Source organism: Idiomarina sp. T82-3, from assembly GCF_001577655.1.
In the GTDB taxonomy this organism is placed as follows: Bacteria; Pseudomonadota; Gammaproteobacteria; order Enterobacterales; family Alteromonadaceae; genus Idiomarina; species Idiomarina baltica.
This window is the reverse complement of sequence record NZ_LSBQ01000012.1, coordinates 1-25,400: the sequence shown is the minus strand read 5'-3', so window position 1 is coordinate 25,400 and position 25,400 is coordinate 1. Positions and strand designations below refer to the sequence as shown.

22 protein-coding genes are annotated in these 25,400 nt (G+C 47.7%); 12 read left to right on the top strand and 10 right to left on the bottom strand.

Features of this window, described 5'->3' with window-relative positions; translation table 11 throughout:
• Nucleotides 1–36 precede the first annotated feature (36 nt).
• Nucleotides 37–1,437 carry an asparagine--tRNA ligase gene (asnS, locus tag AWU56_RS08535; RefSeq protein ID WP_071462722.1) on the bottom strand — a complete coding sequence of 467 codons (1,401 nt, stop codon included), beginning with the start codon at nt 1,435–1,437 and terminating at the stop codon, nt 37–39.
• A 99-nt stretch (nt 1,438–1,536) separates the two neighbouring features.
• Between asnS and AWU56_RS08530 the strand changes: the two genes are divergently transcribed.
• Nucleotides 1,537–1,899, top strand: a complete 363-nt coding sequence (locus AWU56_RS08530) for a hypothetical protein (protein ID WP_286682246.1) — start codon at nt 1,537–1,539, stop codon at nt 1,897–1,899.
• Here AWU56_RS08530 and bioA read toward each other — a convergent pair.
• Entirely contained in the window at nt 1,896–3,191 is a 1,296-nt protein-coding gene (gene bioA, locus AWU56_RS08525; RefSeq protein WP_286682245.1) for an adenosylmethionine--8-amino-7-oxononanoate transaminase, read from the bottom strand. The genes AWU56_RS08530 and bioA overlap by 4 nt on opposite strands.
• 106 nt (nt 3,192–3,297) lie before the next feature.
• Here bioA and bioB point away from each other — a divergent pair, with 106 nt between their 5' ends.
• The 4 genes from bioB to bioD are packed head-to-tail and all read left to right on the top strand — an operon-like array spanning nt 3,298 to nt 6,913.
• Nucleotides 3,298–4,350, top strand: a complete 1,053-nt coding sequence (bioB, locus tag AWU56_RS08520) for a biotin synthase BioB (RefSeq protein WP_006955787.1) — start codon at nt 3,298–3,300, stop codon at nt 4,348–4,350.
• Nucleotides 4,310–5,440 carry an aminotransferase class I/II-fold pyridoxal phosphate-dependent enzyme gene (locus AWU56_RS08515; RefSeq protein ID WP_286682244.1) on the top strand — a complete coding sequence of 377 codons (1,131 nt, stop codon included), beginning with the start codon at nt 4,310–4,312 and terminating at the stop codon, nt 5,438–5,440. The genes bioB and AWU56_RS08515 overlap by 41 nt, the downstream gene beginning before the upstream one ends.
• 9 nt (nt 5,441–5,449) lie before the next feature.
• On the top strand, nt 5,450–6,226 hold the full coding sequence (locus AWU56_RS08510) for a methyltransferase domain-containing protein (protein ID WP_286682278.1): 777 nt from the start codon (nt 5,450–5,452) through the stop codon (nt 6,224–6,226).
• Nucleotides 6,227–6,238: 12 nt separating this feature from the next.
• Entirely contained in the window at nt 6,239–6,913 is a 675-nt protein-coding gene (gene bioD, locus AWU56_RS08505) for a dethiobiotin synthase (RefSeq protein WP_286682243.1), read from the top strand.
• Here bioD and pepE read toward each other — a convergent pair.
• Complete coding sequence (pepE, locus tag AWU56_RS08500; protein WP_286682242.1) at nt 6,902–7,612, bottom strand: dipeptidase PepE; 711 nt, start codon at nt 7,610–7,612, stop codon at nt 6,902–6,904. The two genes, bioD and pepE, sit on opposite strands and share 12 nt — an antisense overlap.
• A 128-nt stretch (nt 7,613–7,740) precedes the next feature.
• Here pepE and htpX point away from each other — a divergent pair, with 128 nt between their 5' ends.
• From htpX to AWU56_RS08485, 3 genes are all read left to right on the top strand, one after another.
• Complete coding sequence (gene htpX, locus AWU56_RS08495; RefSeq protein ID WP_286682241.1) at nt 7,741–8,616, top strand: protease HtpX; 876 nt, start codon at nt 7,741–7,743, stop codon at nt 8,614–8,616.
• Nucleotides 8,617–8,711: 95 nt separating this feature from the next.
• On the top strand, nt 8,712–10,070 hold the full coding sequence (locus tag AWU56_RS08490; protein WP_286682240.1) for a class II 3-deoxy-7-phosphoheptulonate synthase: 1,359 nt from the start codon (nt 8,712–8,714) through the stop codon (nt 10,068–10,070).
• Nucleotides 10,071–10,117: 47 nt separating this feature from the next.
• The gene (locus tag AWU56_RS08485) at nt 10,118–10,915 is read left to right on the top strand and encodes a DUF1338 domain-containing protein (protein ID WP_286682239.1); all 798 of its coding nucleotides are present in this window, start codon (nt 10,118–10,120) and stop codon (nt 10,913–10,915) included.
• Nucleotides 10,916–10,984: 69 nt separating this feature from the next.
• Here AWU56_RS08485 and ppsR read toward each other — a convergent pair whose 3' ends face one another.
• Complete coding sequence (gene ppsR, locus AWU56_RS08480) at nt 10,985–11,794, bottom strand: posphoenolpyruvate synthetase regulatory kinase/phosphorylase PpsR (protein ID WP_006955779.1); 810 nt, start codon at nt 11,792–11,794, stop codon at nt 10,985–10,987.
• A gap of 129 nt (nt 11,795–11,923) precedes the next feature.
• Between ppsR and ppsA the strand changes: the two genes are divergently transcribed.
• Nucleotides 11,924–14,290 (top strand): phosphoenolpyruvate synthase, encoded by a 2,367-nt coding sequence (gene ppsA / locus AWU56_RS08475; protein WP_286682238.1) that lies wholly within the window; start codon nt 11,924–11,926, stop codon nt 14,288–14,290.
• 17 nt (nt 14,291–14,307) lie between these two features.
• Entirely contained in the window at nt 14,308–17,343 is a 3,036-nt protein-coding gene (gene ydiJ, locus AWU56_RS08470) for a D-2-hydroxyglutarate dehydrogenase YdiJ (RefSeq protein WP_286682237.1), read from the top strand.
• 17 nt (nt 17,344–17,360) lie between these two features.
• On the opposite strand, the gene AWU56_RS08465 is transcribed toward ydiJ, so the two are convergent.
• From AWU56_RS08465 to AWU56_RS08440, 6 genes are all read right to left on the bottom strand, one after another.
• A complete protein-coding gene (locus AWU56_RS08465; protein ID WP_006955776.1) occupies nt 17,361–18,398 on the bottom strand; it encodes a Glu/Leu/Phe/Val dehydrogenase dimerization domain-containing protein in 1,038 nt (345 codons plus the stop codon).
• A 153-nt stretch (nt 18,399–18,551) separates the two neighbouring features.
• Nucleotides 18,552–19,682, bottom strand: coding sequence for a cupin domain-containing protein (locus AWU56_RS08460; protein ID WP_286682236.1), 1,131 nt, complete (start codon nt 19,680–19,682; stop codon nt 18,552–18,554).
• The gene (gene purB, locus AWU56_RS08455) at nt 19,682–21,055 is read right to left on the bottom strand and encodes an adenylosuccinate lyase (protein WP_272978429.1); all 1,374 of its coding nucleotides are present in this window, start codon (nt 21,053–21,055) and stop codon (nt 19,682–19,684) included. The genes AWU56_RS08460 and purB overlap by 1 nt, the downstream gene beginning before the upstream one ends.
• 31 nt (nt 21,056–21,086) lie before the next feature.
• The gene (gene hflD / locus AWU56_RS08450; RefSeq protein ID WP_006955773.1) at nt 21,087–21,710 is read right to left on the bottom strand and encodes a high frequency lysogenization protein HflD; all 624 of its coding nucleotides are present in this window, start codon (nt 21,708–21,710) and stop codon (nt 21,087–21,089) included.
• The gene (mnmA, locus tag AWU56_RS08445) at nt 21,707–22,837 is read right to left on the bottom strand and encodes a tRNA 2-thiouridine(34) synthase MnmA (protein ID WP_006955772.1); all 1,131 of its coding nucleotides are present in this window, start codon (nt 22,835–22,837) and stop codon (nt 21,707–21,709) included. The genes hflD and mnmA overlap by 4 nt, the downstream gene beginning before the upstream one ends.
• A gap of 43 nt (nt 22,838–22,880) precedes the next feature.
• On the bottom strand, nt 22,881–23,480 hold the full coding sequence (locus AWU56_RS08440) for a pseudouridine synthase (RefSeq protein WP_006955771.1): 600 nt from the start codon (nt 23,478–23,480) through the stop codon (nt 22,881–22,883).
• 72 nt (nt 23,481–23,552) lie between these two features.
• On the opposite strand from AWU56_RS08440, the gene AWU56_RS08435 reads away from it, so the two are divergent.
• Entirely contained in the window at nt 23,553–24,356 is an 804-nt protein-coding gene (locus tag AWU56_RS08435) for a hypothetical protein (RefSeq protein ID WP_272978086.1), read from the top strand.
• Nucleotides 24,357–24,366: 10 nt separating this feature from the next.
• A complete protein-coding gene (locus AWU56_RS08430; RefSeq protein WP_006955769.1) occupies nt 24,367–25,221 on the top strand; it encodes a glucosaminidase domain-containing protein in 855 nt (284 codons plus the stop codon).
• Nucleotides 25,222–25,400: the final 179 nt, after the last annotated feature.

Here is a 25,400-nt window from a genome sequence, read left to right as displayed (position 1 = left end):
GGCTTTTTTATATTCATATTGGATAAACGGGCGAGCTTAGAACTGTGCCGATTTAGGCGCACGCGGGAAGGGGATCACATCACGAATATTTTGCATACCCGTAACGTAAGACACTAATCGCTCAAAGCCTAAGCCAAAACCTGCATGAGGCACCGTACCGTAGCGACGTAAGTCGCGATAGAACTCGTACTCTTCAGCCGGCAGGTCCATCTCCGCAATACGCTGGTCGAGCACATCAAGGCGCTCTTCACGCGCACTACCGCCAATGATTTCGCCAATACCTGGTGCTAATACGTCCATCGCTGCAACGGTTTTGCCGTCTTCGTTCTGGCGCATGTAAAAAGCTTTGATATCACGAGGGTAGTTCTTCAAGATGACAGGCGCTCCGACATGCTCCTCGGCTAAATAGCGCTCATGCTCCGATTGTAGGTCGACTCCCCATTCAACTGGGTACTCAAATTTCTTACCACAGTTTTTCAAGATCTCGATGGCATCCGTGTAGTCCATGTGAACAAAGTCACTGTCGACCATACGTGTGAGGCGCTCGACCACGTCTTTATTAATGCGTTGCTCAAAGAACGCCATATCGTCAGGGCGTTCTTCAAGTACCGCTTTGAAGACATACTTCAACATGTCTTCGGCAAGGTGCGCAACATCATCAAGGTCGGCAAACGCAACTTCTGGCTCAACCATCCAAAATTCTGACAAGTGGCGGCTCGTGTTTGAGTTTTCCGCTCGGAATGTCGGACCAAAAGTATACACTTTGCTCAATGAGCATGCATAGGATTCAACGTTGAGCTGCCCCGAGACCGTTAAAAACGCCTCTTTACCGAAGAAGTCTTGTGAGAAGTCAACATTACCTTGCTCGGTTTTAGGGACATTCATCAGATCAAGCGTCGAAACACGGAACATTTCACCGGCGCCTTCACAGTCCGACGTAGTAATAATCGGTGTGCTGACCCACAGGTAACCGTGCTCGTGGAAAAAGCGGTGGATGGCTTGCGACAATGTATTGCGTACACGCATTACAGCACCGGTCACGTTGGTGCGCGGGCGTAAATGAGCATATTCGCGCAAATACTCCATGCTGTGGCGCTTAGGTGCCATCGGATAGGTATCGGGGTCTTCAACCCAGCCATATACCTTTACGCCAGTCGCTTGTAGCTCAAACGATTGACCTTTACCTTGTGACTCAACCACCACACCGGTTACAGCGACTGAACATCCAGTCGTTAATTTGAGCACTTCGGACTCATAATTAGGTAATTCAGCAGGCACAACAGCCTGGATGGCATCAAAGCATGAGCCATCATGTACGTTAATAAATGAAATACCCGCTTTTGAATCACGCCGCGTCCGTACCCATCCACGGACCGTAACTGTTTCATCAACGGCGACTTTTCCTGCTAACACATCCACGACAGAAGCATACGACATGGGTTAGAAATCTCCGAAATGCAAATTTAACTAAATAAAGGTTGCTATGTTACCTGTCTTTGGCACAGACTCAAGTAGGATCCTATTAAAACTGACGATATGCGTAGCAATGACAGTAAACGATTGCAGAAATTGGGTGCTTGGCGGCGAGTCATGGGGACGCTTTCTATCCTCGGCTGGCTTATTTTTATTGCTGCATTGATAGTCTATGACTACGCAAAACCGGAAACGGGTACATTACTCAGTGAATGGTTGGATGTAGACCTTCGTTCAGGTTGGATTGCGAGCCTAGCTCAGCTTTATCTTTTCCTAATGGCGCTTGGGCTTGTAGTGAGTTGTATCGCGTGTGTGCTGAATATATGGCTCCACCGAAGACGTCGAACGCATATATGGGTGAATACACTGATACTGGGGCTCGCCAGTATCAGTGGCTTATTATTATTCTTTTACGGTTTTAGCTAGTTAGTGGTTGTTTCAAGGTAGACCGCAATCGCATGCGTAAGCTTACTGAGTTGCTGTGCGCTGATGCAGTAGGGCGGCATAATGTACATGAGACGACCAAATGGACGTATCCACACACCGAGCTCGACAAAAAGTGCTTGCGTGCGCGCCACATCAACAGGTTTATTCAGTTCAACAACGCCGATTGCACCCAATACTCGGACATCCGCAACACTCGGGTGACGCTTTAATGGGCCAAGCTCCTCACGTAACTGGCATTCGATACGCGGTACTTGCGTTTTCCAGTCACCGCTTTGAATTATGGTTAAGGAGGCGTTTGCGACGGCACAGGCAAGTGGGTTACCCATAAAGGTAGGTCCGTGCATTAATGCGCCACCGCCTTGTCCCTGACCAATTGCTTCTGCAACCTTAGCATGTGTCACTGTTGCGGCTAACGTCATATAGCCTCCGGTCAGTGCCTTACCGACACACATAATATCCGGTACGATACCGGCATGATCGCAGCCAAATAGTTGACCCGTGCGACCGAACCCCGTGGCAATCTCATCTGCGATCAACAAGACGTCATAATGATTACAGAGCTCTCTCAACTGCGTTAAATACTCTGGGTGATAGAATCGCATTCCGCCAGCACCTTGCACTACGGGTTCGACAATCACTGCCGCTACAGCATCATGATATTGCTCCAATTCCTGTTGAATAGCATTCAGACTGCTCGGATCCCATTCCTCACCAAACTCTACTGCTGGGCGCTCAACAAAACGTTGATTACATAAGGCATGTCGAAACATATGATGCATGCCATTAACGGGATCGCACACTGACATAGCAGCAAACGTATCGCCATGATAGCCACCACGAATGGTTAATAATTGGTTTTTCTTAGGCTGCTCGATAGAGAACCAGTATTGGAGTGCCATCTTTATCGCGACCTCGACGCTGACTGACCCCGAATCCGCAATAAACACGCGATCAAGAGGTGCAGGTGTGAGGTCGATCAAACGCTCAACCATGTTGATTGCGGGTTGATGGGTGAGGCCACCAAACATCACATGACTCATCTTATCGGCTTGCGCGTGCAATGCCGCATTGAGTTGAGGGTGGTTATACCCGTGAATAGCGGCCCACCAAGAGGACATACCGTCCACCAAGATTTCGCCGGATGACAGCTCAATTTCGCATCCGCTTGCGGATTTGACATGATAACAAGGTAAGGGATCCGTCATAGAGGTGTAAGGGTGCCATATGTGTTGCTGGTCAAACTGGATAGCTTGCTGTAACGAGTTGCTCACTTTATGACCTCTTGTAAAGTTTTGCGTTCGTAAAAAATTGACAGTTTATCGATTAGCAGTAATCTAGTCGAGCATGAGAAGCCAATAAATAAAAGAGAACAGCGATATGAGCGCGCAAATAAAGACAGAAGTGAGAAATGACTGGACGCCGGAAGAGGTCAGCCAATTACTGACAATGCCTTTTAACGACTTGGTGTTTCAAGCCCAGACTGTTCACCGTCAGCACTTTGATCCTAATCAGGTGCAGGTCAGCACTTTACTATCAATTAAAACAGGTGCGTGCCCCGAAGATTGTAAATACTGCCCACAAAGTGCGCATTACCACACGGGGCTTGATCGTGAGCGGCTCATGGCCGTTGAAAAAGTATTGCAAGAGGCACAACTCGCAAAAGATAAAGGTGCGAGCCGCTTTTGTATGGGTGCTGCGTGGCGAAATCCAAAAGATCGCGACATGCCTTATGTTATTGAGATGGTGAAAGGTGTAAAAGAGTTAGGCTTAGAAACCTGCATGACGCTTGGTATGTTATCGCCCGAACAAGCCGCTGCGCTGCAACAGGCAGGGCTTGATTATTACAATCATAATTTGGATACCTCGCCCGAGTTTTATGGCGACATTATCACTACTCGTACTTATCAAGACCGACTCAATACTTTGCGTAATGTGCGTGATGCGGGTATGAAAGTCTGTGCAGGCGGTATCGTTGGGATGGGTGAATCCGTTGAGGATCGTGCATCATTGTTGGTCCAGTTAGCTAATTTGCCCAAGCACCCTGAAAGCGTTCCAATTAATATGTTGGTTAAAGTGAAAGGTACGCCGTTTGAAAACCTAGACGATTTAGATCCGATTGATTTTGTGCGCACCATTGCCGTTGCACGTATTTTGATGCCTGCTTCGCATGTGCGTCTGTCGGCAGGTCGCGAGTACATGAGTGATGAAATGCAAGCGATGTGCTTTCTAGCCGGCGCAAACTCGATTTTCTATGGTGAGAAGTTGCTCACCACGAGTAATCCCGAAGCCGATGCCGACCTGCAATTGTTTAACCGTTTAGGTATTACGCCAGAAACCCGTGATGGCTATGACGATGAAGTCCATCAAACCGTCATTAACGAGGCGATTAGTGAACAACAGCAACCGCCACTTTATTACGACGCGTCTTGAGCAGCGTCGCGATTCAAATCTCTATAGAACGCAGCAGGTGCGCACCGCCAGTGCGCGACCTGCGCAGTTGTCGTCGAATGATTATTTGGGTTTAGCGCAACATCCACGGGTAAAAGCCGCGGCACAACAAGCAATTGATAACTGGGGAGTGGGAAGTACAGGCTCCCCCTTGTTGAGTGGCTACACCCAGTTGCATCAACAGCTTGAAGAAACACTGTGCGACTGGTTGGGGTTCGAGGATGCTATCCTGTTTAATACAGGATTCGCGGCAAATCATGGCGCCATTACCTGTTTATTGCATGCCCATTGTCAAGCACAGGGCGGACGCATTTACGCTGATCGCTTGATACACGCGTCCATGGTGGAAGGCATGTTAAATAGCGGTATTCGATTTAAGCGCGTGCCTCACTTAACTTGGCCATCAACAGCTCAAACTCACGACTGGTTTATCAGTGAAAGTATCTACAGCATGGATGGGGACCGGCTTAGCATTGCTCAAAGCCGGGATTTCACTGAACAATCACCTGTTCAGTGGTTACTGGATGACGCACATGGTATTGGTGTCATCGGAGAGCACGGTGAAGGTTATCTAGGACAGCTCAACCAACAGGTTAAGCTGGGCACCATCACCTTTGGAAAAGCGCTGGGTGCCAGTGGGGCGGCACTTGTAGGCAGTCGAGATGACATCGACGAGATTCGCCAATTTTGTCGCGAATATATTTATTCGACTGCGATGCCACCGATGCAGGTGGCAGCGATACTCGCATCGATTGAGATTGTTAGAGGGCGCGAAGGGCAGTTAAGGCGTGACGCACTGAATGAACGGATCGCTCGGATGAAGGAACTGATTAAGAAATACCAGTATCACTCAGTGGCTTCGGACAGCGCTATCCAAACGATTATTCTGGGGGAAGAAGGTCGCGCCATGGCGACCGGGAAACGCTTGAAAGAGGCGGGTATCGATGTCAGCGTCGTGCGGCCACCGACGGTGCCAAAAGGCACAGCGCGTCTACGTATTAGCCTCAGTAGTACGGTTGATATGAAGATGATTGATGTGATGTTCGATCATCTTAATGCAGAAAGGACATAACCGGTGACAATGCAACCTGAACAATGGCTCACTCAAGTAGCTAAGCGCTTTGATAAAGCAGCCACGACATATACGCAATTTAATAAAACACAGCACGTCTTTGCGCAGCGTTTATACCAAAAAGCACAAAGTAGCAATCTGGGCGACTGCTTAGATCTGGGGTGTGGACCGGGTTCAGAAACACAGCTACTACTTGAGCACTGTCGTCATTACCTCGGTGTTGACCCCGCTGTGGGCATGCTGGCTCAGGCGAGCAAGTTGTTTCCCCAGGTTGCGTATAAGCAGGGTAGCGCAGAATGTATTCCGGCAGAAAATGCTCAGTTTGACACCGTATTTGCTAATTTTTCATTGCAATGGTGCCCTGATATAAACACCGTGGCGAATGAGCTTTTTCGTGTCACTCGGTCCGGCGGTCAGGTGCTGATGAACACTTTACTCACGGGGACGTTCGCTGAACTTGTGGACGCCTATTCAGCGCTAGATGATAAACAGCACACGATAGCTTACCGCACACAAGCTGAAGTTGAAGCTAAGTTCCGTCAAGCAGGATTTGAAGTTGCCAGTGAGGTTGTCGTTTATACGGATTATTTTGAGCAGTTTGAGAGTTTACTGCGCCATATAAAAGGTGTGGGTGCGAGCCAAACACCACAGCAAGATCGCGGTCTGATGACGCCGACACGATGGCAAAAATTGAAAGCCAATTATGAGCAAAAACGCACATCAAAAGGACTCCCATTGACCTGGAAAGTGCTAGAAGTAACATTAATTAAAGACAAGATGTATTAATTAAAGGTTAATATGAAAGTTTATTTTATTACAGGTACTGACACAGACTCTGGTAAAACTGTTGTAACTCAAGCTGTGTTACAACACCTTGCAGACAAAGGCCTCAAAACGCTGGCTATGAAGCCCGTCGCGAGCGGTTGTGACTGGGACGGCACACGTTGGATTAATGCTGATGCCACTAATGCACGACGCCATATGACGTTGGATTGTGATTATGCTTTAACTAATCCCTATGCATTTGAGCCGGCAATCGCGCCTCATATCGCGGCACAAGAAGCCGGTGTCTCATTATCACTTGAGGATATGCTGCAGCAGTTTGAGCGACTTGTTGCGTTGAACCCCGATGCCATTGTTGTTGAAGGAGCCGGTGGTTGGCTTTTACCGCTCTCCGAGCGATTAATGATGCCCGAGTTTGTAAAAGCAATTAATGCTGAGGTCATTCTAACCGTGGGCATGAAGCTTGGCTGTCTGAATCATGCGATGCTTACTGAACAAGCGATATTTTCATCGTCAGTGCCTATTTCTGGCTGGATAACTAATCAACCCACTGTTGAACCCATGGCACGATTTGAACAGAACCTCGACACCTTAAAGCAGCGTATGGCGAGTTCGCACCTTGGCTCGATAAGCTTTGATGCGAACTGGCAAAACTTGGCACTCGGGCACTTAATTAATTTACCCGATTAATGTGCGAATGCGTTCTAAGTTGTGTTGAATCTGTTTGCCCGCGCTATCAATGAGCACGGGCTCTGCATCTCCGCGCCAGTAACACTCTCCGGTCCGTATTTGGAGCCCTGTACCCTCGGGCAAACCCAAGACTGTTTCGGCGCTATTGAGTGCGATAAATTCGTTGAGGCGATCATCGCGCGTTTCGCCATTAAAGCCAGGTGGATGATAGTCGGTGTAATGTGGATTCATTTGTAGCTCAACTAAACGTAAAGCATTGAAACTCGGTGGCTCAACAATCGGCATATCATTGGTGGTTTTGATCGTTTTACCCGCAATATTTGAACCTGCACTCCAGCCAACATAGGGAGTCCCCGCATTTACGGTATCGCGAAGCGGCTCAATCAGCTGTTGTTGATAAATTAAATTCAATAACTGAAAGGTGTTGCCGCCACCCACAGCAATTGCTTGGGCCTCACGCACGGCAGCTATCGGATCGGCATATTCCTCTATACCAGTGACGGCCACGTTGACAGGCGCAAGCGCGTTGCGAACTTTATCGGTATATTGGCTATGCGTCATACCCACGCCGGCATAGGGAATAAAAAGCAATGTTGCATCGCCTACGGCGTTCTTAATCCATTCTCTATTGTGGGCAAGATAGTCGGTATCTCCGACGCGAGAACTGCTTAAAAGTAATAGATTCTTGTGTTGTGTCATGGGTTAGCTCTAGTTCTAACGTGAATAATTAAAATATTTTACGTATTCGTCACTAGAAATGTAAGCCAATCACCCATATTTAGCATATCATCTAGACCGATTTGTCCTAGCTTACTGAGGGTATGTGTATGCAACGCATCTTGCTGTTTTTGATGACCAATATAGCCATTTTGGTGGTCGTTAGTTTCGTGTTTAATATCATAAGCGCTAACACGGGTCTCACCGTGCAAAACCCGCTAGGGCTTCTAATACTGTGTGGTCTGTTTGGCTTTGGTGGCGCCTTTGTATCACTGTTTATTTCGCGCTGGATGGCGGTTAGGGCAACAGGCGCGCAAGTTATCGAGCAACCGCGGACACCGGCTGAACGCTGGTTGGTTGAAACGGTTAAGCAACAAACACAAAAAGCCGGTATACCGATGCCACAAGTCGCTATCTTCCCGTCTCACGCGCCTAATGCATTCGCCACCGGTCGCAGTAAGTCTGCTTCTCTGGTGGCTGTCAGTACCGGGTTGCTTGAACAGATGAATCAAGATGAGATCGAAGCGGTATTAGCGCATGAGGTGAGCCACATTGCTAACGGTGACATGGTGACATTGACGCTGATTCAGGGCGTAGTGAATACGTTCGTGATGTTCTTTGCTCGCATTATTGCGAGTGCGATTGATAACGCGACCCGTGGCAATAATCAGCAAGGTGGCGGTCTTGGAACCCTGGCATACTTCGGGATCGTTATGGTGCTAGAGATCGTATTTGGTATTTTGGCGAGCATCATCGTGATGTGGTTTTCACGCAAACGTGAGTTTCGTGCTGATGCGGGGTCGGCTCAACTGGTTGGTAAGCAAAAAATGATAGCCGCACTCGAGCGTTTACAGCGGGGGCAGGAACCTGAATTAAAGGGTTCAATGTTGGCTTTTGGTATCAACGGTAAACGCAGTGGCTTGAGTCGTTTGTTTATGTCACACCCGCCCTTGAGCGAGCGAATTGATGCATTACGCAGAATTTAAATAAAAACTTAGCATTCACGCGGGGTTGGGCATTGCTTTTCACGCCTGACCTCGCTAGATTGGTGGTTTCGATAACCACAACTGGATAGGATGTTATGAGCCAGTGGAGTGCACGTAGTTGGCGTGATAAACCCATCAAGCAACAGCCGCAATACCCAAACAAAGAACACTTACAACACGTTGAGTCACAACTGAGTCAATTTCCGCCATTAGTGTTCGCAGAAGAGATACGTGCGTTACGTAGTCAGTTGACGGATGTCTGTCATGGCGAGGGCTTTTTACTGCAAGGCGGTGACTGCGCTGAATCGTTTGCAGACTTTAATGCACCAAAGATCCGCGATACATTCAAAGTGATTTTGCAGATGGCCATCGTGATGACCTTTGCAGGTTCGTGTCCAGTGACTAAAGTCGCACGAATGGCCGGGCAGTATGCAAAACCACGCTCAAGTGATCTTGAGACGATCGATGGTGTGAGCTTACCGAGCTATCGCGGTGATATCATTAATGATATGGCATTTACTGACGCGGCTCGCACGCCTGATCCAGAACGCATGTTGAAGGCTTACCATCACTCTGCAGCAACGCTAAATCTTTTGCGCGCATTCGCTCAAGGCGGCCTCGCTAATTTGCATAAAGTTCATAAGTGGAACTTGGGCTTTTTGGCCGCGAACCCACTGAAAGAACGCTATCAAGAGATTGCCGAGCAAATTCAGTCCGCGCTTAAATTTATGGAAGTGTTGGGAATTAATGCTGAAAATAATGCAACCTTACATGAAACTCAGCTATTCACCTCACATGAAGCCTTATTATTGCCGTATGAGCAAGCTTTGACACGTACCGACACATTGACCGGTCTACCCTACGACTGCTCGGCGCACATGATCTGGATTGGCGAGCGCACTCGTCAACTTGACCACGCGCATGTTGAATTCATGCGCGGAATCCATAACCCAATTGGCGTCAAAGTGGGACCGACCATGGATCCTGACGAGCTAATTCGGTTAGTCGATGCGGTCAATCCGGATAATGAGGCAGGCCGTCTAACGCTCATTTCACGTATGGGTGCCGACAATTTAGCCGACAACCTTCCGCGTCTGGTTCGACGTGTACAGCAAGAAGGTCGGAATGTGGTGTGGTCGAGTGATCCAATGCATGGCAATACGACAAAAGCAGATGGTGGGTTGAAAACACGTAACTTTGACGCCATACATAAAGAATTACGTCACTTCTTTGCGGTACATCAAGCAGAGGGGAGCTATGCAGGTGGTATCCATCTGGAGATGACCGGCGAGGATGTGACAGAATGTACAGGTGGTGCGTACCAAATTAGCGAAGCTGATTTATCCAGCCGCTACCGCACCCAATGCGACCCCCGGCTGAACGCCGACCAAGTGCTAGAGCTTGCCTTTTTAGTGGCTGAGTCACTCGGGGCCGCACGAAATGGGCACGGTTAATTTGCCACTATTTTTGAGTAACTTTTACGTTAAAAGGATTAAATTTCATGTCTCAACATGTCGAGCAGCTGTTTGAACGTCTTTGGCAAGATTACATTTCTCGTACACCATCGGCACCTAAGGTGCACGAGGTACTCGGGAAAGGGCATCCGATTGTAAACGATCACGTTGCTTTCCGAACGTTTGATATTGCCCCGGTACGTCTTGAAGCGCTCGCGCAACACTTTTTAGATCTAGGCTACAAAGAGGGTGGAGACTATCACTTTGAAGCCAAGAAACTCCGTGCGAAGCACTTTGAGCACGACGATCCAACGTTGCCTAAGGTCTTCATCAGCGAGCTGATGACTGAGGAGTTTAGTGATAGCTTGCAGGCTAAGGTCAAAGAAATGGTGAGCCACATTAATCCAGAAGATGTCAAAAAGGACGACTTCTTGTACTCGGGAACGCATTGGCAAGTCAGTCATGAAGATTATCAAGCGTTATTAGAAGAAAGCGAATACGCGGCGTGGATGGCTGCATTCGGTTTCTGTGCTAACCACTTCACCGTAAGTGTTAACCAATTACCGGGTTACACCGATCTAGAAGAGGTCAACCAAACGCTTAAAGATAATGGTTTTAAACTGAACACTTCGGGTGGCGAAATCAAAGGCTCTCCGGAAGTCTATCTTGAACAGTCTTCGACCATGGCTAATCACCATCCAGTCGAGTTCAGCGATAAGACAGTAGAAATTCCTTCATGCTTTTATGAGTTCGCTAAACGCTACGAAATTGAGCCGGGTAAATTGTATTCGGGCTTCGTTGCGGCATCTGCGGATAAGATTTTCGAAAGCACCAACGCAAGTTAAACTCAGCGTTAGCAGTATTGAACGGCGACCAAAAGGTCGCCGTTTTTGTTGGAACTGACCAATAACGAACTAGTAACGGCGGCGTTGAAGATTCGTTTGTGCGAGGATTTTGGCAGCGATCTCTTCGACTGAAAAACGTGTCGAGTTAATAAAGGGAATGGCCTCTTTGCGATATAACTTTTCGACTTCCGACAATTCGAATCGACATTGCTGCATCGACGCGTACTGGCTACCCTCACGTCGCTGACTGCGAATTTCATGCAAACGCTGTGAATCGAGCGTGAGTCCGAATAACTTGTGACGCTGCATTTTTAATTCATAGGGCAGACTGAGTCGCTCAAAATCGTCATCTTCAGTTATCGGGTAGTTCGCTACTTTGATGCCGTATTGCATAGCTAAATAAAGACTGGTTGGTGTTTTACCCGTACGTGACACGCCAACAAGAATCAAATCAGCCTGATCCAACTGGTTCAGCTTTTTGCCATCGTCATTATCGAGTGCGTAATTAATCGCTTCAACGCGAAAGTTGTAGTCTTTATGCACGCCATGAGTACGGTGAGTTTTTGGTTTTGCTTTAATCCCCAGCTCGTGCTCGACTTGGCCGACAAAGTTATCGAGAAAATCATAACTAATTCCACCGCACTGGGTAATACGTTGCTTGAGTTTTACATTGACAAAGGTGTGAAAAATGAGCGGCGGTTCGCCGTCGTCCTCAGCGGCACGCTGAATCTGTTTGCACGCCATTTCCGCTTTAGCCTGGGTATCGATAAATGGCAGTGTTTTATGTCGAAACTCGGTGGGAAACATCGAAAGCAAAGCATGACCAAACGCCTCTGCAGTGAGAGCGGTCCCATCAGAGACGTAAAACGCGGTTCTCATGACCGTTTATTCCTTATTCTATAGATAAAAATCGAAAGCTTTGTAAATCGGATATTAACTTGTTGGCTAAGTATGTGTAAAATGTTTGCCACATCATACCTCCCATCGGATTAAATCGAGGAAAAAGACGTGCAAGAAAACGTACTGTGGTATCAGCAACTAGGAATGCAAGATGTCAACAGAGTGGGGGGTAAAAACGCCTCACTCGGTGAAATGATTAGTAACCTCGCAGGTGCAGGGGTTGAAGTCCCCGGCGGTTTTGCGACGACAGCAGATGCATATAACGAGTTTCTTGAGCAAAGTGGTCTGAATGACAAAATATATGAATTGCTCGACGGCCTCGATGTTAATGACGTCAATAAATTAACCGAAGCGGGCCGCACCATTCGTCAGTGGATCATCGACACGCCTTTCCAACCTGCCTTCGAAGCCGATATCAAGCAAGCCTTTAGCCAACTCAGTGAAGACAACGATGAATTCAGCTTTGCTGTACGTAGCTCGGCAACGGCAGAGGATATGCCGGATGCTTCGTTTGCGGGCCAACAGGAAACTTTCTTAAACGTCCGCGGTCTTGATGCCGTGATGGAAGCCATCAAACACGTTTTCGCTTCGTTATTTAATGACCGTGCGATTTCTTATCGCGTGCACCAAGGTTATGACCATAGAGGCGTAGCTCTCTCGGCGGGTGTACAGCGCATGGTTCGAAGTGACATTGCTTCATCAGGCGTGATGTTCACAATTGATACTGAATCAGGTTTTGACCAAGTCGTTTTCGTCACCTCATCGTATGGCTTGGGTGAGATGGTCGTTCAGGGCGCGGTAAACCCAGACGAGTTTTATGTGCACAAACCAACGCTTAACGCGGGACGTCCAGCGGTGTTGCGCCGTAATTTGGGTAGTAAGAAAATCCAAATGGTGTTTTCTGAAGATCGTGCACATGGTAAGCAAACATTGATCGAGGACATCGATTCAGCTAAAAGCCAAACCTTTTCGATTACCGATGCAGAAGCAGAAGAACTGGCTCGCCAAGCATTAATCATCGAGAAACACTACGGTCGTCCGATGGACATCGAGTGGGCTAAAGACGGTATCGATGGCAAGTTATATATCGTACAAGCACGTCCGGAGACGGTGCAGTCCAACCAAAAAGGGCAAGCGATCGAACGCTTTGCACTACAAGACACCAGTGCGGTGGTCTGTGAAGGTCGTGCGATTGGTCAGCGCATCGGTAAAGGTGTGGCACGCGTATTGGATAGCATCGAAGAAATGGACAAAATCCAACCTGGTGATGTGCTGGTTACTGATATGACCGACCCGGATTGGGAGCCTATTATGAAGCGCGCGGCGGCTATCGTGACCAACCGCGGTGGTCGTACATGCCACGCGGCTATCATCGCTCGCGAGTTAGGCATTCCAGCGGTTGTAGGCTGTGGTAATGCAACTCAGCTGATTAGCAATGGCCAAGCGGTTACCGTGTCTTGTGCAGAGGGTGATACCGGGTACATCTACGAAGGCGAGCTTGACTTTGAAGTCACTGAGTCGCGCGTTGATGCAATGCCGGATTTACCATTAAAGATTATGATGAATGTCGGTAACCCGGACCGTGCTTTTGACTTTGCTGGTTTACCGCATGCGGGTGTAGGTCTTGCACGCCTTGAGTTTATTATTAATCGCATGATTGGGGTGCACCCTAAAGCGTTGCTTAACTTCGACGATCAACCAGATGCGTTGAAAGCAACGATCAGCACCATGATCGCCGGTTATGAATCACCTCGTGAATATTATGTAGCGCGTCTTGCTGAAGGGATCTCAACCTTAGCCGCAGCGTTTGCGCCGGAGCGCGTTATTGTGCGTATGTCAGACTTCAAGTCGAATGAATACGCAAACTTAGTCGGTGGTAGTCAATACGAGCCTGACGAAGAGAACCCGATGCTCGGTTTCCGTGGCGCATCGCGCTATATCTCAGAGGAATTCCGTGATTGTTTTGCACTCGAGTGCGAAGCGATTAAGCGTGTACGTAATGAAATGGGTCTGAGCAACATCGAAATCATGATTCCTTTCGTACGTACTCTAGAGGAAGGTCGCCAAGTTATCGATTTACTTGAAGAGCAGGGACTGAAACAAGGTGAGAACGGCTTACGTGTGATCATGATGTGTGAACTACCATCAAACGCACTATTGGCCGATAAATTCCTTGATATGTTCGATGGCTTCTCAATTGGTTCGAATGATTTAACCCAGCTAACGTTGGGACTCGACCGGGACTCAGGTTTAATTGCACACTTATTTGATGAGCGCAACGACGCTGTTAAAGCATTGCTTGAAATGGCCATTAAAGCGGCTAAAGCACGTGGTAAGTACGTCGGTATATGTGGTCAAGGTCCGTCAGATCATCCTGACTTTGCTCAATGGTTAGTCGAGCAGGGAATTGATTCGGTTTCGCTTAACCCTGACACTGTTATTGAAACTTGGATGTACTTATCAGAACAACTGTAAGAGGACTATAAAACGTTATGACACAACTCCCTAAGTTAGACGCCAAGCGCGCACTGCCGTCGTTGTATCAGGCATATATTAGTGAGCTTGAACAGTCAGATTTTAGTGGGGAGATTGATGTCACGTTTTCAGGACGGCTTATCGCGGCGACGGATAACAGTGTTTATCAACAGTTGCCGCAGGCCGTCCTTTATCCTGTCAACGAAGCCGACATTCAAACGATACTGAAACTCGCAGCTCAAGATGAGTTTCATTCAGTGACATTTTCCCCTCGAGGCGGTGGTACGGGCACTAACGGACAGTCGTTAACGCCGGGTATTGTGGTGGACTTGAGTCGCCATATGAATCGCGTGTTGGAAGTCAATGCGGATGAGGGTTGGGTGCGTGTACAAACCGGCGTGGTAAAGGATCAGCTGAACGACGCGTTGCGTCCACATGGCTATTTCTTTGCACCGGACTTATCAACCAGCAATCGTGCCACGCTCGGCGGGATGATTAATACGGATGCATCGGGTCAAGGCTCGTTAGTATACGGTAAAACCAGTGATCATATTTTATCGTTACGCACGGTCTTACAAGGTGGTGAGCTGTTAGCCAGTGAACCGGTGGACTTACAGCAGGCACAAACTTACAGCGAAGTCGATTCGCGGGTAGGGCGGTTATATAAACAAGCACTAAATACCTGTGTGGGTATGCGCGAGGCGATAGACGCCAAATTTCCGCCGTTAAACCGTTTTTTAACCGGGTATGACTTAAAACACACCTTCGATGCAGAGCATCATACGCTCGATTTATCGCGCCTGATTGCGGGTTCCGAAGGTACGTTAGGCTTTGTCACAGAAGCAAAACTCAACATCACACCGATCCCCAAATACCGTACCTTAATCAACGTAAAGTATTCCGATTTCCAAGCGGCACTGAATAACTCACCGTTCTTAGTTGAAGCTGAAGCAACATCAGTAGAGACCATTGATTCCAATGTGCTGAACTTGGCGCGTGAAGACATCATCTGGCATAGCGTTTCGCCGCTGCTAGAAGAGGTCGAGGGACAGGTCATGAATGGCATCAACATGGTCGAGTTTGCCGCGACGGACCAAGCGGAAAATCAGCGGAAAATTGATGCGCTTTGTAAACGCTTGGATAAGCTTATTAAAGCGAAAGATAATAAAGGGGTGATCGGGTATCAAATATGCGATGACCTAGAAAGCATCCAAACCATTTATGCCATGCGAAAAAAAGCGGTCGGGCTGTTAGGTGCCACTAAAGGTGCGCGTAAACCCGTTGCTTTCGCAGAAGACACCGCGGTTCCTCCCGAGCAGTTGGCGGCTTTTATAATGGAGTTTCGCGACATCTTAGACGATGCCAACCTCCATTACGGCATGTTTGGTCACGCGGATGCAGGGGTGTTGCACGTGCGCCCCGCGCTGGATTTAACCAATCCAGATGATGAAGTTCTATTGCGCGAAATCAGTGATAAAGTAGCTGCATTGACAGCCAAATACGGTGGCTTGATGTGGGGAGAGCATGGTAAAGGCTATCGCTCAGAATATGCGCCGAAATTCTTTGGCGAGGCGCTTTATCAAGAACTACAAAAAGTAAAAGCAGCCGCTGACCCGTTTAACCAGTTTAATCCAGGTAAAATCGCTACGCCGTTAAACAGCGAAGCGCAGTTAGTTTCTGTTGATGCGCAAAAGCGCGGTTATTTTGACCGTCAAATTCCGATTGAGACACGTGACTACTACGCCAATGCCATGAGTTGTAATGGCAACGGACTGTGTTTCAACTACGATACCAGAGCAGCAATGTGTCCTTCGTATAAAGTGACACGTGACCGTCGTATGTCGCCCAAAGGACGCGCGTCATTGATGCGTGAATGGTTGCGCTTAACTGCGGAACAGAATTACCGCGCGGATAAGCAGCCTGATGACGAAGTATCTTGGTTTGAAAAGTGGCGTAACCGCAATGATTCGAAAGATGACTACAGCCATGAAGTGAAGGCGTCAATGGACAAGTGCTTGGCGTGCAAAGCCTGTACTAATCAATGTCCAGTGAGTGTCGACGTGCCGACGTTTAAGGCTGAGTTTTTACAGCATTACTACTCTCGGTATCCGCGCCCCATTAAAGATCATCTTGTGCGAAGTGTTGAAAGCACGGCTAAGGTGGGTGCAAAGTTTCCTAAGTTTAGTAATGCCATTATCAAAAACCCACTGAGCAACTTTTTCTTGAAACAAGTTGTGGGTTATGTCGATACGCCCGCGTTTTCAGTGCCTAACTTGGTTAAACGGTGGCAACAGTCAGAGTTTAGAGTCGCGGAGCCGAGTGAGCTCGCCCAGTTACCAGTAGAACAGCAACAACAGCTAGTGGCTATCGTACAAGATCCTTTCACCAGCTTTTACGAAGCTGAGATCGTGCATGCTTTCGCGCAACTCGCCGCTCGTTTAGGTTATCAACCTGTATTGATACCGTTTGTTGGACAAGGTAAAGCTCAACATGTGAAAGGCTTCTTATCGGAGTTTAAGCAAACGGCTGAACGTGTTTATGAGTACCTAGCGCCCTTGTTCGATACCGAAATTGAACGCGTGGGTGTTGATTCGTCCACCGCATTGGTATTCCGCGACGAGTATCACCACGTATTAGGTGATAAAGCTGCAGCATTGAACGTGCAAACAGTCATCGAGTGGTTACAGGGCAAGGCAGAGAAACTCGATCTCGAGAGCAGTCATCGCCGTTACGGTTTGCTGTTACACTGCACCGAGCAGAGCTTCATTCCCGAGTCAGCAAAGCACTGGCAGGCGCTATTTACCAGTGTCGGCTTGCAGCTCGATATTGTCCAAGCGGGCTGTTGTGGTATGGCCGGAACGTTTGGGCATGAACGTAGCAATTTGAAAGAGAGTATTGCTTTGTATCAAATGGATTGGGCTGAAGCGGTTAAACAGTACGGAACCAGTGGTATTACTGCGACTGGATTCTCTTGCCGCTCGCAGGTAAAACGTTTGGAAGGTAAGCGGGTGAGACACCCGCTTGAAGTTATTTTGAGCTACCTTAATCACTAAGGTAGCTCGTTACGCTGTTATTTTTTCGCGTTAGCGATGATTTCGCGCGCCATCTCGTCGGCCAATTCGCCGGTTGGACGGTTTTCTTCATTGGCACGAGCAAAGAGCTTATCGAGTGTGTTGTAGATATCACGCACACGTTTGTCAGTCTCTTCAAGCGAGAAGTTAGCTGCTTCAGAACAGACGTGGATAACACCACCTGCGTTAATGACATAATCAGGTGCGTATAGAATACCCATGTCTTTAACTTTCTGGTCGTGTGCTGGAGTCGCTAACTGATTGTTTGCACTACCTGCAATGATCTTAACTTTTAACTGCTTAAGCGTTTCATCGTTAATTGTTGCACCGAGTGCGCATGGCGCGTATACGTCAGCCTCGACGCCATAGATTTCGTCAAGACCCACAACCTGTGCACCGAGCTCATCTTTAGCACGTTGCATGGCGTCTTCGTTGATATCCGTTACGATCAACTTCGCGCCTTCCTTAGCACAGTATTCGGCAAAGTCATAACCAACAGCACCTAAACCTTGCACTGCAATCGTTACGCCATTAAGGTCATCAGAACCTAAACGGTGTTTTGCCGCCGCTTTAAGGCCTAAATAAGTACCGAGCGCAGTGTGAGGCGATGGATCGCCTGCTTTATCTGCAGTACCGGCTACATGGCTTGTTTCTTTAGCAACGATATCGATATCCGCCGTGCGAATGTTGACGTCTTCAGCGGTGATGTATTTGCCACCTAAGGTTTCAATGAAACGGCCGTAAGCACGGAATAGGGCTTCACTTTTAATGGTTTTAGCATCGCCGATGATCACGGCTTTACCGCCACCTAGAGGAAGGCCAGCCATGGCGCTTTTATAGGTCATGCCACGTGAAAGACGTAACACGTCGGTTAATGCTTCAGCCGATGAAGCGTAGTTCCATAAACGCGTACCGCCCAAGCTCGGGCCGAGCGTTGTATCGTGAACGGCAATAATAGCCTTAAGACCAGATTCTTCATCATGGCAGAAGGTCACTTGTTCGTGATTATCGAATTCAATATGCTCAAATAGAGACATGAATTTCCATCCTCATTGGTTTTCAAAATTGCGCGCACATTACCACTTGGAATGTTAACGCGCTACTAAAAAACAAAACTAAAATCGTTATTCAAACGGGTGTTTAGCAACTGTTGTTTACAGTTGACGTAAACGGCAACTTGTTAACAAAAATTAGTCAATTAATAGCTCGATAACACCCTGATTGACTAACCATGCGATCAGCGCTTGCCCACACGCGTCACTGCACACGGGGGCCAATTCGGTAATCGCTGTTTCATCGGTGAGCTCTGCAAGCTGCTTAGCCAGTGCCTCAGCTTCAGCGGTCACCACAAACAACTCACCGTTGGCAAAGTAATGTGGTTTGTCGAAGTGCTTTAGTAAACGCGAACCCGGTGTACGAACGACGGTTGCATTATCCATCGTTAGTAAAGCAGGCACTTGTTCGGGCACCATCGGCAACTCGGGCTCAGGAAGAGGGCGCTTACTCATTGACTGAGCACGTAAAATGAGCTCATCAAAATCACTCGATTCAACCGCTGATTTAAGGAGTTGTTTGACTTGGCCTAGCTGAGCTTCAGTTACGATATGACTTGGGTTGTCACACGAGAGGTTCGGATCGGTGTAACGTTGTTTGAGTTGCTCAGTCTGTAATGCCATGTCAGCGAGCTGAGCAAGCCATTCGGCTTGATTCGGCGCACGAAAACCGACGGAATAATTGAGACAAGGTTCAAGTGCGATGCCATCATGTGGGCAGCCAGCCGGAATATACAGAACATCACCGGGTTCTAGTACTTCATCGATGACCGCATCAAAGGACTCTTTGATCTGCTTGAGATCCTCGCACGGATAAGTTGGCGTAGTCGATTGACGTGCACCCACGCGCCAATGACGACGACCCGCACCTTGCACAATAAACACATCGTATTCGTCAACGTGTGGCCCAACGCCACCGCCTTCAACGGAGAAGCTCACCATCACATCATCAATGCGCCACTCGGGTAAAAAACGAAACGCCTGCAACAGCGAGTGGACATCGGGCATCCATTCATTGACTGCTTGCACGAGTAACGTCCAATTCGCTTCACCGAGCGATTCGTACTCCTCGAAAGGGCCGTGAGTGACTGACCAGGCTTGATCTCGATGTTCGATAATACGAGCATCAACGCCATCTTCCATGGCTAAACCGGCTAAAATTTCGGGTTCGATCAAGTCAACGTTGGCGAGCCCACGCTTAAACAAGCGCGGGCGTTTTTGCCAGTCAGAATCGAGAAAGACTTGCTTATCGACATTCTGTAAATGCATTACTTAAGCTCGTCTACAAATGCTTCAGCACGACCAATATAGTTCATCGGTGACATGGCTTTCATTTCATCTTTCGCGGCTTCAGGAACATCGAGCGCATCAATGAATGTTACCAAATCGGCCGGCTTGATACGCTTACCACGCGTGAGCTCTTTGAGTTTTTCGTATGGCTTTTCGACGCCGTAGCGACGCATCACCGTTTGTACGGGCTCGGCCATCAACTCCCAGTTTGCGTCTAACTCAGCCGTGAGTACAGATTCATTCACTTCAAGTTTGCTCAGGCCCTTCAAGGAAGCGTGATACGCGATAACCGCATGGGCGATACCAACACCGAGATTACGTAACACGGTTGAATCGGTCAGATCGCGCTGCCAGCGGGAAATCGGAAGCTTTTGCGCGAGGTGACTCATAACCGAATTGGCGATGCCTAAGTTACCTTCGGAGTTTTCAAAATCGATGGGGTTTACTTTATGCGGCATGGTTGATGAGCCTACTTCGCCAGCAATCGTTTTCTGCTTAAAGTGGTTAAGCGCAATATAACCCCATAAGTCACGATCAAAGTCGATTAACACGGTATTAAAGCGTGCGACCGCGTCGAACAATTCGGCGATATAATCATGCGGTTCGATTTGGGTGGTGTAAGCGTTCCAAGTCAGGCCTAAAGAAGTCACGAACTGTTCTGAAGCCTGATGCCAATCAACGTTCGGGTAAGCCGCTAAGTGCGCGTTGTAGTTACCCACTGCACCGTTTATTTTACCCATCAGTGCCACTGCGCGCACTTGCTCAAGCTGACGTTGCAAACGCACCGCGACGTTAGCAAACTCTTTACCCATGGTGGTTGGCGTGGCGGGTTGGCCGTGAGTACGTGCCATCATTGCTACCGAGCGGTATTCACGTGCCTTTGCTTTTACAGTATCGACAATATCTTGCATAACAGGCACCAAGACATCGTCTCGCGCAGCTGTAAGCATTAAACCATGTGATAGGTTGTTGATATCCTCTGACGTGCAAGCAAAGTGAATAAACTCACTGACTTTGGCTAATTCTGGCAAGTCAGCGACTTTCTCTTTCAATAAGTATTCGACCGCTTTCACGTCATGGTTTGTTGTGCGCTCGATTTCTTTCACACGTTCAGCATCTTCGACGCTGAATGTTTCAACGATCGCATTAAGGCGTTGATTCGCTTCATCGCTAAGTGGAGCAACTTCTTTAATGCCCTCATGCTGAGCCAACATTTGTAACCAACGCACTTCGACAGTCACGCGGTATTTAATTAGACCATACTCACTAAATATGGCACGTAATGGCTCAACTTTACTGGCATAACGCCCGTCAACAGGCGATATAGCCGTAAGGGTTGAAAAAGGTAACATATCCAAAGTTCTCCAAGTTAAACAGTTTAAGTTATGCACTCACGCTGAGTAGTTCATTGACGGCCGCCAGCATACGCTTGCGTCCTAATAAAAACTGACGTCGTTTACCACCGACTTGTTGCCATAATACTGCGCTACGTACACCTGATAGAAGCAAGGCTCTAATCAAGTGTTGGTTGGCCTCATGCTTTAATAGTTTAGGATTGCCATTGACTCTTATCGGTTGCCCTAATGGGCTAATCACTTCACGGTAAATCGAAGCGAGACTCGCCGTTATCTGATATTTATCGAAGCCAAACTCATAGTACTGGCGGCCAACCTGATGTAGCCGCTCTGCTAATAAGTTGAGCGACTTTGGCTGATTCAGCAAGCGTCTAGATAGGTGCACCATGCCTACCATGTACCGAGTAATTTCGAGGTCACGCTGGGCATTATTGCGAAACTGTTGGGCGAGTAAAATCAACCCCGGACGAACACCTTCTAAACCGCCATAGACCGCTTCTGTCGACTCTGGTTCCAGGTTAAGTACGCTATTGATAAGGGTGTCCACTACAGCTTCATGATGGACTCGGCCTGTACGTGCGACCTGCTGAACGGCGATTGCGGCTTGTGCCATTCCCGCTAAAGCAACAACCCGCTGTTGCCAATCGTTCATAAACGCACCTCAAAATCGGTAATACGTTGTTCAATAATTCCGCCACCCAGACAGACATCATCGATATAGAACACCGCCGATTGACCAGGCGTTACGGCAGCCACAGGCTCATCGAAAGAAACCGTGATACGTCCATCTGCGGCAGGTGTTATTTGGCAAGCTATATCGGCTTGGCGATAGCGTGTTTTTACCACACACCGCAACGGCTCTGTTATTTCCTCACGATTGACCCAATGTAGTTGGTTCGCTATTAAGCCTTTTGAGAATAGGCGAGGATGATTCTTGCCTTGAGCAACGACGAGTACGTTGCGCTCGACATCTTTATCAACGACGTACCACGGATCATCGCCGGCGTCAGCTAAACCGCCAATATGAAGTCCTTTGCGTTGGCCTATGGTGTGGTACATTAGTCCTTCATGATCACCGAGCTCTTCACCATCAACGCTCTCGATCTTACCCGGCTGAGCAGGAAGGTATTGTTGCAAAAAGTCCTTAAACTTGCGCTCTCCAATAAAACAGATACCTGTGGAATCCTTTTTGTCGGCAGTAACTAAACCTTGCTCTTCGGCAATACGGCGCACTTCTGGCTTTTCGAGCTCACCAACAGGGAACAACGTTTGAGCAACGTGCTCGTGACTCAACGTATAAAGAAAGTAGCTTTGGTCTTTGTTATTATCTAAACCGCGTAATAACTGCCACTTGCCATCGTTAAAAGCGCGTCTCACGTAATGACCCGTAGCAATATAGTCGGCGCCCAAGGCTTCCGCTGCAAATTCCAGAAATGCTTTAAATTTGATTTCTTTGTTGCACATGATGTCAGGGTTAGGAGTGCGGCCGGCTTTATATTCATCTAAGAAATGCTCAAACACGTTATCCCAGTATTCCGCGGCAAAATTAACGGTGTGTAGCTCAATGCCCAGTTTTTCACACACGGCCTCTGCATCGGCGAGATCATCAGCGGCGGCACAATATTCATCGTCGTCATCCTCTTCCCAGTTCTTCATAAAGAGGCCTTCAACTTGATAGCCTTGTTGAAGAAGTAGGTAGGCGGATACGGAAGAGTCTACGCCGCCAGACATACCGACGATGACTTTGGTTTCACTGGGGTTTTTCTTGGACTCAGTCATGATTTACTGTCTCTGTTACTACACGGAACGCTAGTCGCACAGTTTACCATACTGGGGGCTCTTCGCGCCATTCTCCTGGCTGTAACCCAGCCAACTTAAACGGACCGATTTGCGCACGGATTAATCGCAAGGTAGGCAGTCCTACGTGAGCCGTCATACGACGAACTTGACGGTTTTTCCCTTCAGTGATCGATAAGCTTAACCAAGAGTCGGGAACTGTTTTACGCTCACGCACCGGCGGGTTGCGCGGCCACAAACCTATAGGCGCGTCAATAGCAAAAGCTTGTGCCGGCTTGGTAAGTCCGTCGTTTAATTCACAACCATTACGCAATGCCGTTAATTGCGCTTCATCGGGAATGCCCTCAACTTGTACCCAGTAAGTCTTAGCTACTTTATATTTCGGATTCGCAAGACGCGCCTGATAGACGCCGTCATTTGTCAGTAACATTAAACCTTCACTATCCTTATCAAGCCGCCCGGCGGGATAAACGTTTGAATGAGGAACGAAATCTTTAAGGGTGACATCATCTGGCTCCCCAGAAAACTGACTGAGTACACCATAAGGCTTATTGAGTAGAACAAGTTTCGGGTTTACTGGACGTGGACGCTTCGGACTGCGCTTACGTCGATGTTGAGTGGGCATAAATTTCCTCAGCTACAGAATCGATGGTAAAATCGATGGTTGACGCTAATTATATCAAATGTATAGAGCTTTATGGGGTCGAAATTGCAGCAAAACGAATCAAAAGAACAAATGATTGTGGGCGGAGATTTAGCCGAAGCATTGAAGGGAAACTACCGTGTTCATCCGATGCAATGGCTAAAGGAAGCGTTTGCTATTACTGGGCGGCATTTTTGGCCTCTGGTAACGGCCATGATCAGCTTTCTCGCAGTACTACTCGTTATCGTCACTGTCATTCAAATTGTGTTGCCGATGTCAGTACTTTCATCTCCCGAAGCGATTAATCAAATGACACCCATTCAAGGCTTAGGCTTAGCCTTGTTTAGTACTGCGATAGCGGCTCCGTTGTTTGGCGGCATTATTCTGATGGGGATACGTCACAGCATCGATATTCCGACCAAGGGCTTGCACATTTTTAAGGGATTTGAAGTGGTGACCTCGCTCATTGCTGCGGGCGTGATCACTACGTTAATTTCACAACTGTTTGTATGGTTGGCTGCAAGCATCTCGCCTTTACTAGGCTATATAGTGACCTTGTATACATCAGCGATTTTTTGTTTAGCGATCCCCTTAGTTGTCGAACGCCGCATATCGCCATTGAACGCAATCTATTATTCAATCCGTATTACTCATTATCATTTGCCGTTTTTTATTGCGCTAACATTTGCTTTTTACATGGTTTTTATCATGGGTCTCATTACATATGGGCTATTGCTTTTTGTTTTGATTCCTTATTTAGTAAATCTGTTGGGTTTGATTTATCGCCAAGTCATCGGTGTCAATGTGCGCTTGCAGCCACCCTCTCAATCAAATCAATCCGATGACTGGACTGCTTAAAGGAGTTCAAATGCGAAAAAAATTATTTATTATTTTCTTTATCTTGGTATGTATAGCCGCTTTGTTGTTACCGTTTTTTAGTAAATATGAGAAGCCGACAAGCGACAAAGATATAGTGAGCCACGGTTTGCCTCCAGTGCCAACCCTAAAACCTCGTACAGAGATCCCTAATTTTGACGAGTTTAATGATGTACGAGAGAAAAAGAGGGAGTTTTTTCGCTATCTACTGCCCATCATTGAAGCGGAGAATTTACGTATTCTGCACGAAAGACAACAGCTATTTGCCATCGAGAATGCGTACAGCAGAGGTTTTGAAAACGAACAAGATAAAAGTCAACTCGCTCGTTTAGTCGATTACTACGAAGTTGATCCAACCCTAGATAACGAACAGCAATTTGAAATCCTCAAGCGCCGGGTGGATATTATTCCTACCATGATGGTCCTCGTTCAAGCGGCGAACGAGTCCGCCTGGGGTACATCACGGTTTGCACAAGAAGGGCTCAATTTATTTGGCCAGTGGTGTTATCGCGAGGGTTGTGGACTAGTACCAAGCCAACGACCTGAGGGGATGAATCACGAAGTGGCAAAGTTTGACCACGTGGCGCAATCGGTTCGAAGTTACATGCGCAACATTAATACACATGAACCGTATCTTGAGTTACGTCAGATCCGTGAAGTGATGCGTGATCGAGAGGAGCAAGTACGTGCGATTCCTCTATTAAGCGGTTTGCACAGCTATTCTGAGCGAGGACAAGATTACATTGATGAGCTGAAAGCGATGATTCGGGTTAATCGTCCGATCGTTGAAGCTATTATGGAACAAGAAAACTCGGCGACTCCAGAAGCCGCCGTTTCTTCAAATTAAGCGATATGTGTAATTTTGATAGAGGACATCAACTGTTCATCATCGTCTTCAGGAGCGAATGATTGGTTAAAAGAGGGCGCATCGAGAGTGTAAAAATATCTGTGTAAATGGCATTCTTAGCAATATCGAAGAAGGATATCAGAATGCCAATATCAGACAAACTCATCGATCAGCTGCTT